The organism is Georgenia sp. Z2081 (assembly GCF_055326445.1).
On record NZ_JBUZNK010000002.1, the window covers coordinates 92,678 to 104,695 of the forward strand.

11 protein-coding genes are annotated in these 12,018 nt (G+C 74.2%); 9 read left to right on the plus strand and 2 right to left on the minus strand.

All coding sequences use genetic code 11. The annotated features are described in order from the left end of the window. Positions 1–48 precede the first annotated feature (48 nt). The 9 genes from ACZLKG_RS04845 to ACZLKG_RS04885 all read left to right on the plus strand — a co-directional run bounded on the left by ACZLKG_RS04845 (position 49) and on the right by ACZLKG_RS04885 (position 9,718). Entirely contained in the window at positions 49–1,323 is a 1,275-nt protein-coding gene (locus ACZLKG_RS04845) for an inositol-3-phosphate synthase (RefSeq protein WP_425708479.1), read from the plus strand. Beyond that, positions 1,320–2,183, plus strand: coding sequence for an SCO3242 family prenyltransferase (locus tag ACZLKG_RS04850; protein ID WP_425708478.1), 864 nt, complete (start codon positions 1,320–1,322; stop codon positions 2,181–2,183). The genes ACZLKG_RS04845 and ACZLKG_RS04850 overlap by 4 nt, the downstream gene beginning before the upstream one ends. Continuing rightward, on the plus strand, positions 2,180–3,763 hold the full coding sequence (locus ACZLKG_RS04855; RefSeq protein ID WP_425708477.1) for an EboA domain-containing protein: 1,584 nt from the start codon (positions 2,180–2,182) through the stop codon (positions 3,761–3,763). The genes ACZLKG_RS04850 and ACZLKG_RS04855 overlap by 4 nt, the downstream gene beginning before the upstream one ends. Position 3,764: 1 nt before the next feature. Continuing rightward, positions 3,765–4,649 (plus strand): TatD family hydrolase, encoded by an 885-nt coding sequence (locus ACZLKG_RS04860; protein WP_425708476.1) that lies wholly within the window; start codon positions 3,765–3,767, stop codon positions 4,647–4,649. After that, positions 4,649–5,878, plus strand: a complete 1,230-nt coding sequence (eboE, locus tag ACZLKG_RS04865; protein ID WP_463648122.1) for a metabolite traffic protein EboE — start codon at positions 4,649–4,651, stop codon at positions 5,876–5,878. The genes ACZLKG_RS04860 and eboE overlap by 1 nt, the downstream gene beginning before the upstream one ends. Then, a complete protein-coding gene (locus ACZLKG_RS04870) occupies positions 5,875–7,290 on the plus strand; it encodes a nucleotide pyrophosphatase/phosphodiesterase family protein (RefSeq protein WP_425708474.1) in 1,416 nt (471 codons plus the stop codon). The genes eboE and ACZLKG_RS04870 overlap by 4 nt, the downstream gene beginning before the upstream one ends. Next, positions 7,287–7,850, plus strand: coding sequence for an isopentenyl-diphosphate Delta-isomerase (gene idi / locus ACZLKG_RS04875; RefSeq protein WP_425708473.1), 564 nt, complete (start codon positions 7,287–7,289; stop codon positions 7,848–7,850). The genes ACZLKG_RS04870 and idi overlap by 4 nt, the downstream gene beginning before the upstream one ends. Then, positions 7,843–8,961, plus strand: a complete 1,119-nt coding sequence (locus tag ACZLKG_RS04880; RefSeq protein ID WP_463648123.1) for a polyprenyl synthetase family protein — start codon at positions 7,843–7,845, stop codon at positions 8,959–8,961. The genes idi and ACZLKG_RS04880 overlap by 8 nt, the downstream gene beginning before the upstream one ends. A gap of 145 nt (positions 8,962–9,106) precedes the next feature. Next, complete coding sequence (locus ACZLKG_RS04885) at positions 9,107–9,718, plus strand: hypothetical protein (protein WP_463648124.1); 612 nt, start codon at positions 9,107–9,109, stop codon at positions 9,716–9,718. A gap of 159 nt (positions 9,719–9,877) precedes the next feature. Here the strand turns inward: ACZLKG_RS04885 and ACZLKG_RS04890 are convergent, their stop codons facing one another. Both ACZLKG_RS04890 and ACZLKG_RS04895 read right to left on the minus strand, forming a co-directional pair. Then, positions 9,878–11,278, minus strand: a complete 1,401-nt coding sequence (locus ACZLKG_RS04890) for an ABC transporter permease family protein (protein WP_425708470.1) — start codon at positions 11,276–11,278, stop codon at positions 9,878–9,880. Beyond that, the gene (locus ACZLKG_RS04895; protein WP_463648125.1) at positions 11,275–11,976 is read right to left on the minus strand and encodes an ABC transporter ATP-binding protein; all 702 of its coding nucleotides are present in this window, start codon (positions 11,974–11,976) and stop codon (positions 11,275–11,277) included. Before ACZLKG_RS04895 ends, ACZLKG_RS04890 begins: the two co-directional genes overlap by 4 nt. Positions 11,977–12,018: the final 42 nt, after the last annotated feature.

Consider the following 12,018-nt stretch of genomic DNA (forward strand, 5'->3'; position numbering starts at 1 on the left):
GTCCCCCCGGTGATGTCGCTCGGGCAGGCGAATCGAGAAGGATCTTCAATGAATGACAGGACCCGTTCCACGAACCACCAGGGCGCCGTCGGCGCGTGGTTCATCGGAGCGCGCGGCTCGCTCGCGACCACCGCGACGGTCGGTCTGCGGGCGCTGGCCCACGAGCTGGTCGAGCCGCACGGCGTCACCACCGCGGCCGGCGACCTCGCCGACGCCCCCTTCGTCGGGTTCGGCGACATCGTCGTCGGTGGGCACGACGTCGAGACGACCCCGCTGGCGACGAAGGCCGCCGCACTCGCCGCCGGCGGGCTGTTCCCGCGCGAGCTGGTCGACCAGGTCGCCGAGGACCTTGCGGAGATCGACGACGAGCTGTGTCCTGTCCCACTGGCCGCCGCCACGCAGCAGGAGGCGATCGACGCGATGGCCGCCGACATCACCTCCTTCAAGGACCGCCACGGCCTGCGCACCGTGGTCGTCGTCGACATCTCCTCGACCGAGGCCCTGCCGGACGACCACCCGGCCTTCCACTCGGAGGACGACCTGCTCGAGGCGCTGAAGTCGCCGGACGGCGACGTGCTGCCGGCGAGCGCGGTCGCCGCCGCCGCGGCCGTCCAGGCCGGCTCGCCCTACGCCGGATTCACCCCGTCCGCCGCCCTGAGCCTGCCCGTGCTGCGCGCCCGCGCCGAGCTGGCCGGCGTCCCGTACGCCGGGCAGGACGGCAAGACCGGCGAGACGCTGCTCCGCACGGTCATCGCCCCGATGTTCGCCGCGCGCAACCTCAAGGTCCTGTCCTGGGCCGGCACGAACATCCTCGGGGGCGGCGACGGCGCGACGCTCGCGGACCCGCGCGCCGTGAGCTCCAAGCTCGCCTCCAAGAACCGTGGGCTGCACGCGCTCGTCGGGGACGACGTGCACACGCCCCTGCACATCGACAACGTGCCGGACATGGGCAACGTCAAGACCGCCTGGGACCACGTCCACGCCGTGGGCTTCCTCGGCAGCCGCATCACGTTGCAGACCACGTGGAGCGCCCACGACTCCGCACTCGCGGCGCCGCTCGTCATCGACCTCGTCCGCTCGCTCGCCCTCGCCTCCGACGCCGGTGTGGCCGGCGCGGTCACCGAGCTCGGCTGCTTCTTCAAGGATCCGTGGGGCAGCGACGTGCACGCGTTCGCCGAGCAGACCAGGCGGTTCGCCGCGTGGGTCGAGCAGACCTCGCTGTTCGCGGCGACGGGAGCTCGTGGCGCCGCGCCGGGACACGAGGGCACGCACGACGACGCCGGCACGCCCGCGGCCGACACGCGCGTCTCCGCCGGACGATGACGGCGCCGGCCGATGTCCTCGAGCTGGTCCGGGCGCCCGCTGCGCTGACGGTCGTCGGCGACACGCTCGTCGGTGCCACGGCCGCGCGCGGGCGGGTGGGCGGCCGCGCCGTGCCGCTCGCCCTGTCCTCCGCGTGCATCTACGCGGCCGGCATGGCCCTCAACGACTACGCCGACGCCGACCTCGACGCCGTCGAGCGGCCCGAGCGGCCCATCCCCTCCGGGCGCGTGCCGCGCGAGACGGCCCTGGTCGTGGGCGCCGGCCTGACGGCCACGGGCGTCGGCCTGGCGTTCGGCGCGGGCCGCCCGCACGGCCGTGTCGCGCTCGCGCTGGCCGCCTCGGTGTGGATCTACGACCTGCTGGCCAAGTCGACGCCGGCGGGACCGCCGGTCATGGCCGTGTGCCGCGGGCTGGACGTCCTCATGGGCGCCGCCGGCCCGGGCTGGCGCCGGGCCGCGCTGCCGGCCGCGCTCATGGCCGCGCACACCGCCGCAGTCACCACCGTGTCCATGGGTGAGGTGCACGGCACGAGCCGCGCCGCCGCCTCGGCCGCCGTCGCCGTCACCACCGGCACCGCCGCGCTCGTCCCCGTCGGCGCCCGCCGGGGAGCCGCCGCCGGGGCGGTCCTGGGCGCCGCCACCTACGCCGGCGCCGTCCTGCCCCCGCAGGTCGACGCGGCGCGCGAGCCCACCGCGGACCACGCCCGTACCGCTACGAGGCAGGGCATACGCGGGATGGTCCCGCTGCAGACGGCGCTCGTCGCCCGCACCGGGCACGCGATCGGTACGGCCGCTCTCCTCGCCGTCCAGGGCGCGAGCCGCCTGGTCGCGCGCGCACGCACGAAGGGAGACGTCACATGACCACGCGCCACACGACCAGCGACGCCTGGGCCCTCGGCTACGGCACCAACGGGTTCGCCGACCACCGACTGGCCGACGCGCTCGACGTCATGGCAGAGACCGGCTACCAGGCCGTCGCCCTGACGATCGGCCACCCCCACCTCGACCCGTTCGCGGACGGGTGGCGGGAGTCCGCCGAGGCGCTCGCCGCGGACCTGGACCGGCGCGGCTTCCGCTCGGTGGTCGAGACCGGCACCCGCTACCTCCTCGACCCGCGGCGCAAGCACCGCCCCACCCTCGTCGACCGGGACGCCGACGCCCGAACGGCCTTCCTACGGCGCGCGGTGGAGATCGCACAGGTCCTGCGGGCCGACTGCGTCTCGTTGTGGAGCGGGGTGCTGCCGGAGGACGTCACCGCCGACGAGGGCTGGGACCTGATGGTCGGGCGCCTTGCCGAGCTCGTGCCGTTCGCCGCCGAGCGCGGCGTGGTCCTGTCGATCGAGCCCGAGCCGGGGATGCTGGTGGAGACCGTCGCCGACGCGCTCCGGCTGCGCACCGCACTCGGTGAGCCGGAGGGCGTGGGCATCACCGTCGACCTCGGCCACTGCGTGGCGGTGGAGCCGGACGGCGTGGTCGGCGCGCTGCGGGCGGCCGGCACGCTCCTGCGCAACGTGCAGGTCGACGACATGCTCCCTGGCGTCCACGAGCACCTCGAGCTCGGCGCCGGCGAGCTGGACCTGATCGCCGCGATCGCGACGCTGCGCGAGATCGGGTACGCGGGGGTTGCCGCCGTGGAGCTGCCCCGGCACTCCCACGACGCCCCGCGGCTCGCCCGCACGTCCCTCGTGGCATGGGAGGCCGCCGCCGAAGCCCCGGGGGCGGCAGCGACAGCCGACGGCACGGCCGGAGCGCCCGCCGTCGAGGCCGGTGCCACGACCGGGGCGGCCGCCGCGCGAGACGCCTCCGCCCGTGACCCGTGGACCGCCACCGCCGTCGCCGCGGTCACCGAGGAGCCCGCCCGGGCGACCCGGCTGTTCGCCGAGGCCGGCCGCAAGGTCGGCCGTGCGCCCCTCGACCCCACCGACACCGCCGGGTTCGGCGGCACGGCCGACGACGAGGCCCGCGCCACGATCGTCCGCGCGCTGAAGGACGCCGGCGCGGGACCGGACACCGTCCGCGCCCTCTACGAGCACGGCGACGACTCCGAGCGCCGCGGCGTCCTGCGCGGTCTCGGCACCCTGACCGCGTCCGGAGAGCTCGACGACGACTGGCGCGCCACCGGCCTCGACCTCACAGCCGACGCCCTGCGCACCAACGACCCCCGCCTCGTCGCCGCCGCCATGGGCCCGCTGGCCGCGGCCCACCTCGACGCCCACGCGTGGCGCCACGGCGTCCTCAAGCTCGTGTTCATGGGCGTCCCCCTGAGCGTCGTCGCCGGCCTCGACGACCGGCGCGACGCCGAGCTCGCCGCGATGGCCGCCCGGTTCGCCGAGGAGCGCCGCGCGGCCGGCCGCACCGTCCCCGACGACCTGCACCTCATCGACGAGCAGCCCCAGACGCACGAGCAGCCCCATATCGACGACCGCCCCCAGGAGGCGTGACATGCGCATCTTCGACCCCCACATCCACATGACCTCCCGCACCACCGACGACTACGAGGCCATGTATGCCGCGGGCGTGCGGGCCCTCGTCGAGCCGGCGTTCTGGCTCGGCCAGCCGCGCACCAACGTCGGGTCCTTCGTCGACTACTTCGACTCCCTCATCGGCTGGGAGCGCTTCCGCTCCGCGCAGTTCGGCATCCGGCATCACTGCACGATCGCGCTCAACCCCAAGGAGGCCGGCGACCCCCGCCTGACCGAGGTGATGGACATCCTGCCCCGCTACCTGGGCAAGGACGGGGTCGTCGCCGTCGGGGAGACGGGATACGACTCGATGACGCCGGAGGAGGACGACATCCTCGCCCGCCACCTGGCGCTCGCGATCGAGTTCGAGCTGCCGGCCCTCGTGCACACCCCGCACCGCGACAAGGCGCCGGGCACGCAGCGCACCCTCGACGTCGTCGCCGAGTCGGGCCTGAGCGTCGAGCGGGTGCTCGTCGACCACCTCAACGAGACGTGCGTCGACATGGTCGCCGACACTGGCGCCTGGATGGGCTTCTCCATCTACCCCGACACGAAGATGGACGAGACCCGCGTCGTCGCGATCATGCAGCGCCTGGGCCTGGACCGGATCATCGTCAACTCCGCCGCCGACTGGGGCCGCTCCGACCCGCTGAAGACCCTGAAGACCGGACACGCGATGCTCGAGGCCGGCTTCAGCGAGGACGACGTCGACAAGGTCCTGTGGCGCAACCCCGTCAAGTTCTACGGCCAGTCCGGCCGCCTCGAGCTCGAACCGATCCCCGGCTTCGAGCCCGAGCGGCAGGGCCCCGACCTGTTCGAGGGCAACTCGGTCCTGCGCGGCATGAAGTCGCGCCGGGAGGCCTGATGGACCTGTCCTACTGCACCAACGTCCACCCTGCCGAGGACCTCGACGGCATCATCGACCAGCTCCGCCGCCACGCGGGACCGGTCCGCCGCCAGGCCGGGCTCGACACGCTCGGCGTGGGCCTCTGGCTCCCGGTCGGCGCCGCCGCCGAGCTCGCCGGCGACCCCGCGGCGCGCGACCGGCTCCGCGATGTGCTGGCGGCCGAGGGACTCGAGCTGCGCACCGTCAACGCGTTCCCTTTCGCGGGCTTCCACGACGACGTCGTCAAGCTCGCCGTCTACCGCCCGGACTGGACCACCCCCGAGCGGCTGGCCTACACGAAGGACTGCGCGACGGCGCTCGCCGACCTCCTGCCCGCGGGCGGCTCGGGCAGCATCTCCACCCTGCCGCTGGGCTGGCGCACCGGCTGGGACGCGGCCGCCGACGCCGAGGCCGAGGACAACCTCACCGCGCTCGTCGCCCACCTGCGCGAGCTCGAGGCGAGCACCGGACGCACTGTCCGCCTCGCCGTCGAGCCGGAACCGGGCTGCATCCTCGACGACGTTGCCGACGTCGTCGCCTGGCTCGGCGCCCGCCCGGCGCTGATCGAGGACGGCTACGTGGGGCTGTGCCTGGACACCTGCCACCTCGCGGTCTCGTTCGCCGACCCCGCCGGCGCGGTCGCCGCCGCGAGCGCGGCCGGGGTGCGGGTCGTCAAGGTCCAGGCCTCCGTCGCGCTCGAGGTGCCCGACCCGTCCGCGCCGGGCGTCATGGCGGCGCTCGAGCCGTTCGCCGAGGCCCGCTACGTCCACCAGGTCCGGGCGCGGCCGGGCGGCGCCGACCAGGCGCGTGGCCCCGGCGACGGTCCGCCCGCCGACGAGTGGGAGGCGCTCGCGGCCGACGACCTCATCGACGTCCTGCGCGCCGACCCCGCCTGGCCGGTCGACCGCCCGTGGCGCGTGCACGTCCACATCCCGCTGCACGCACGACCCGCGGAGCCGCTGCGGGCCACGACCGAGGTGCTCGCGTCCGCCGTCGACGCCGTGCTCGACGCCCCGCACGGGGACGAGGCACACCTCGACGTCGAGACCTACACCTGGCACGTGCTCCCGGACGCGCTGCGGCCGGACAGCCTCGTCGGTGGGATCGCCGCCGAGCTCCGCTGGGCGACCGAGCACCTCGCCGACGCCCTCCCGCCGGAGATGATCCCCGCCGGCGACCCCCGCACGAGGAAGGAGGTGGCCCGATGAACCGCGTCCTGCTTCTCGACGTCGTCGGCCTCACCCCGAAGACCCTGGCCCACATGCCCCGGCTGCGCGCCCTCGGCGAGCAGGGGCGGGCCGTCCGGCACGACACGATCCTGCCCGCCGTCACGTGCAGCGTGCAGTCGACGATCCTCACCGGCCGCATGCCGCGCGACCACGGGATCGTCGGCAACGGCTGGTACTTCCGCGGCCTCGGCGACCCGCTCCTGTGGCGCCAGCACAACCGCCTCGTCGAGGCCGAGAAGGTCTGGGAGACCGCCCGCCGGGCCGAACCTGCCTTCCGGGTGGCGAACATGGGCTGGTGGTACGCCATGGGCGCGACGACGGACATCACCGTCACCCCCCGGCCCATCTATCACGCCGACGGCCGCAAGAGCCCCGACGCCTACGTGCGCCCGCCCGCCCTGCACGATCAGCTCGTCGGCGAGCTGGGGGAGTTCCCGCTGTTCCAGTACTGGGGGCCCACCGCGTCGATCGTCTCCTCGCGCTGGCTCATCGAGGCCACTCGCGGCCAGCTCCGGGGCCGGTTCGGCCAGCCGGAGTCGGACCTGGTGATGACCTACCTGCCGCACCTGGACTACGACCTGCAGCGCTTCGGCCCGGACTCGCCCGAGGCCGACCGGGCCGCCGCCGACCTCGACGCCGCGCTCGCCCCGCTGCTCGACGACGCGCTCGAGCTCGGCTACTCCGTCATCGCGCTGAGCGAGTACGGGATCGCGGACGCCGACCGGCCGGTCGACATCAACCGGGCGCTGCGCCGCGAGGGCCTCCTCGAGGTGTACGTCCAACAGCGGCGCGAGCAGCTCGACCCGTGGACGTCGCGGGCGTTCGCCGTCGCCGACCATCAGGTCGCCCACGTCTACGTCCCCGACCCGGCCGACCTCCCACGGGTGCGGGCGATCGTCGGCGGGCTGGCCGGGGTCGACGAGGTGCTCGACCGAAGCGAGCAGGCCCGCTACGGGCTCGACCACGAGCGCGCGGGCGACCTCGTCGCCGTCGCCGAGCCCGGCGCCTGGTTCACCTACTACTTCTGGCTCGACGACGACCGCGCGCCCGAGTACGCCCGCGGCGTCGACATCCACCGCAAGCCCGGGTACGACCCCGCCGAGCTGTTCTTCGACCCCGAGGACCGGCTCGCCAAGGCCAAGGCCGGGCTCAACCTCGTGAAGAAGAAGGTGGGCCTCAGGTACGCGATGAGCACCGTTCCCCTGGACCCGCGACTCGTGCGCGGGACGCACGGCCGGCTGCCGGACAGTGCCGCCGACGGCCCGATGCTGCTCACCTCCGACCCGTCGTTGCTGGCGGACGACGTGGAGTCGGTCCGCGCGACCGCCGTGCGCGACCTCGTCCTCGCCGCGCAGGGCCTGGGCGGCGCGGGAGCGGGAGGAACGGGGTGACCGCGGGGGAGGCCGGCGCGACCGGGGAGGAGCTCGTCGTCCTCGTCGACGAGGACGGGACCCCCGTCGGCACCGCCCCGAAGGCCGAGATCCACACCGACGCCACGCCGCTGCACCTCGCCTTCTCCTGCTACGTGCTCGACGCGCGCGGCCGGACGCTCCTCACTCGCCGCGCGCTGAGCAAGACGACCTGGCCGGGCGTGTGGACCAACGCGTGCTGCGGGCATCCCGGACCGGGGGAGACGTCGGAGGACGCTGTTGTGCGCCGGATGCGCGACGAGCTCGGCCTCGAGGTCGCGCGGGTCCGGCCACTGCTGCCGGACTTCCGCTACCGGGCGGTCGCGAGCGACGGGATCGTCGAGAACGAGATCTGCCCGGTGTTCGTCGGGGAGGTCGTCGGCGACCCGGTGCCGGCCCCCGACGAGGTCGAGGAGTGGGCGTGGATCGAGATCGACGACATGTTGACCGCGATCGCGGCCGCGCCGATGGTCTTCAGCCCGTGGTCGGTGCTGCAGGTCGAGCAGATGCGTGCCCGAGGCGTGCGGCCCGCCCATGGGTAGCGCCGCCTCGCCCGCGACGGCGCCGGCCTCGCCGGTGACTGTCATCGGCCTCGAGGAGGTGATGGCGCGCGTCGAGGAGTTCATGGCCGGCGCGCACACCCTGACCGACGAGCTGTGGGCCGGCGTGGCGGGCGGCCCCTCGGCGTCGGACGCCCTCACCGAGCTGGTCGAGGCCGCACGCGCCGCCGACGGCGGCAAGTACCTCCGGCCTCGGCTCGTTGCCGCGGCCTACTACGCGTTCGGCGGGACGGACCCGGAGCTGCTGCGCCGGGTCGCGGCCGCCCAGCAGCTCCTGCACGTCGGGCTCTGCGTCCACGACGACCTCATCGACGGTGACCGCGTGCGCCATGGCCGCGTCGGTGTCGTCGCCCGGGTGGAGGACGCGGCCCGCGAGGCGGGCGAGGATGCGGGCGACGCGGGGCGGCGGGGCATGGCGGCCGGCGTGCTGTCCGGGGACCTCGCGATGAGCACCGCCGTCGCGGCGCTCGTCTCGGCCCCTGCGTCGACGGCCGTCCGGCTGCGGCTCGCGGAGGCCGCGCTGGCGGCGCTCGAGCAGGCGATCGCCGGCGAGACGCTCGACGTCTGGTCCGAGACCGCGGAGCCCGCGACGTCCCGGCCGCTCGTGGTGGCGGCGCTGAAGACGGCGTCGTACAGCATCACGCTGCCGCTCGTGCTGGGTGCGGTGGCCGCCGGCATGGACGACCAGCCCGTCCGAGCGGTCCTCGCCGAGGTGGGCGAGCCGCTCGGTGTGGCCTACCAGCTGAGGGACGACGATCTCGGGCTGTTCGGCGAGCCGGCGACGACGGGCAAGTCCGTCGTCTCCGACCTGCGCGACGGCAAGCGCACCGAGCACGTCCGGCTGGCGGCTCAGCGGGCGGACCCGGACCAGCGCAGGGACCTCGACCGGCTGCTGGGCGATCCCGACCTCGATGACGACGGGGCAGAGGTCCTGCGCACGATCATCGTCTCCACCGGCGCGCGGGCCGCCGTCCTCGAGCAGGTCGACGCCCTGCTCGGGCAGGCCCTGGAGGCCGCCGAGGCAGGGCTGCCGCCCGCGCTGTCCACCTACCTGGTCGGCCTCACGGCCACGCTGCGCGACCGCGAGAGGTAGCCTCGAGAACTCATGACTACGCGTCGGCAACGACACTCCTGTCGGTGAGATGATGAAGATTTCCGATAGTGACCGCGATGCCCTGGAGGCGAGCAGCGGGGAGACGCCCGAGTGGCGTCTCCTGGAGCTCACCCGGTCCGACTCGATGAACGTCGTCGTCTCCGTCCTGATGAACCCGAGTCTCAGCGAAGCCGTGCTCCGCAGTCTCGTTGAGGCGCGCCCCGACATGGCCGAGTCGATCGCGAGCGAGAAGAACGCGCCGCTGGAGGTTATCGAGGCGCAGCCGGTGAATCGCGTCGGTGGGGCGATCCTCAACTACATGTGGCGGATCGGGGCCGACGACGACCTGTGGCGTCGATTCGTTTCCGCCCAGCGCGCGTACCCGCCGACCGGTGGCCCCCCGCTCGGTGAGATCACTCGCGAGTACCGGATCCGACACGAGCACGACGACGTCGCGCACCGCGCGGCCACCGCGAGGCATCGCGCCATGCAGGACGAGACCTGGCACATGAATCGTCTGCACAAGGAAGTGGTGGACCCGGCCACGTCCCTTGCCCGTCTCGTCGAGATCGCTCGGGACGACTCGATGTACGTCGCGTCCGCAGTGCTGGCCAGGGAGCCGCTGCCCGTCGAGGTCCTCTCGGTGCTGCGCGAGCTGCATCCTCACGTGGCCGACGAGGCCGAGCGGATCGCCGACCGGTCCCGTCCGGCCCCGCCCCCGGCCCCAGAACGGAAGTCGGCCGAACCCCGAGACTGAGGGTGCTGGTGCGCAGATCAGGTGTCGCTCATCTGTTCAGCAGACCCCACGCCGAGAGTGCGGTCGGGGAGGGCCCCGACCGCACTCTCGGCGATCCCGAACCGCACACTCGGCGATAAAGAACCGCACACTCGGCGAACCGGGCAGGTGCGGGAGCGATCAGTCGTTGCGGCGGCGCTGATCCCCGAGCACCGTGGACTGCAGCGGCCGGCAGGCCTCCGCGGACAGCAGGGTGAGCAGCACGCCGAGCACCACGGTGGCGAGCACGACGAGGATCCCGGTGGCGCTCGGCCTCGAGAAGGCGAGGAACGGCACCGACAGCAGCACGCCCACGCCGATCGAGATCGCGAGCGTGACCACGAGCGGCACGAGGACCTGGTGCCGGCGCAGCGCCGCGAACACCGGCCGGGGCGTCCCCGCGCGGTCCATGGCGACCGACTCCTCGGCCCGGTCGACCACGGTGGACGCCTGGTTGACGAGCGTCGACGTCGCGGCGACGACGAGCCCCACGGCGAGCGTGATGACCACGCCCGTGCGCATGTCGGTGGCCATGATGAGGCTCGCGCGGTCCGCGCCGAGGGAGTCGGCGTCCGAGGGCAGCAGTGCCGCGAACGCGGCGATCATGCCGAGCAGCGCCACGCTCGAGACGTTGCGCCACGCGGCCCGCGGGTCGTCGACGATGCGGCGCGCGGCGAGCAGCCGCGGCACCGAGGAGGTGCGGGCGAGCGGCCGGGCCACGAGCTGGAGCACCCACGGGCCCACGAGGTTGAGGGCGCCGATGACCACGAGCATCATCCCGACGAGGAACGCGTAGCCGAACAGCTCCGAGGCCGCGACGGCGTCCCCGAACGACTGGGACACCAGCGCGAACGCGAGCACGGCCGCGACCATGATGACGAGCCGCCAGGCCTTGAGCCGCGGGGGCACCTGCTGGGCGGCCACGCCGAGGGGGCTGATCCGCACGCGCTGCAGTCCGACCACCGTGGACAGCGCGGCGAGAGCGAGCAGACCGGCGACCGTGGCGAGGCCGAGCCAGAGCGGCACGAGCATCTCCGTGGCGCCGATAGGAACGCCCTGGAAGGACACGGCCTGCCACAGGGGAAGGGACAGCAGCCACAGCGCGCCACCGACGATCGTGCCGGCCGCGGCCTGGACGAGGGTCTCGAGCACGGACAGGGACACGACCTCGCCCCCGGTCATGCCGACGAGCCGCATCGAGGCCAGCCGGCGGGAGCGGCCGCGCGCGCCGAGCCGGGCGGCGGCGGCGCCGAGGCCGAGGACCGGCAGCACCAGCAGCGCGCAGGCGATCGCGGCGAGCACCACGTACACCTGCAGCTGGTTGTCGGCCCACTCGGGATCGAGCGCCATGGCGGTGAGGACGGACTGCGGCGCCTCCTGGAAGCGGGTGATGAACATCCACGTGCCGCCCACCACGGTGAGCGCGAGGAACGAGCTGACCGCGAACGTGACGACGGCGAGCACGTCGAGCGTGGCGCCGGCCCGCGCGCCGCGCATGCGTGCCACGGCCAGCCGGGGAGCGAGGGAGAGGACCTGGTTCATCGCGCGGCCTCCAGCTTCCGGTCGGCGTGGATCATGGCGTCGCGCAGCTCGACGAGCCGCTCGCACCAGGACGCGACCTGGGTGTCGTGCGTGACGACCACGAGCGTGGCGCCGGACATCCGGGTCGTGGTGGTGAGCACCTGCATGACCTCGTGGCCGGTGGCCTGGTCCAGCGCACCGGTGGGCTCGTCGGCGAACACGACCGACGGGCCGTGGACCATCGCTCGCGCCACGGCCACCCGCTGCGCCTGCCCGCCGGACATCTCGCCGGGACGCCGCCCTGCCGCCTGCCCGACGCCGAGCCGCTCGAGCCAGCCGTCGGCCGTCCTGAGCGCCTCGCCCCTGCGCGTGCCGCCCAGGAGGAGGGGGAGCGCGACGTTCTCGCGGGCGGAGAGCTCGGGGACGAGCTGTCCGTCCTGGAAGACGAAGCCGAGCCGTTCGCGCCGCAGCCGGGACCGGGCGGTGTCGCCCAGCGCGGATACCGGCACGTCGCCGAGGCGCACCTCGCCGGAGTCCGGCACGCGGATGCCGGCGAGGCAGTGCAGGAGGGTGGTCTTGCCGGAGCCGGAGGGGCCCATGACGGCGAGGGTCTGGCCGGCCGGGACGGCGAGGCTGACGCCGGCCAGGGCGCGGACCTGCCCGTACGTGGTGGTGAGGTCGGTGGCGAGCAGGGACGCTGGGCCGTTGTTCTGTGTCATGCCTCCACCTCACTGCGTGCCGGGTCGCTTTCCCATGGTGCC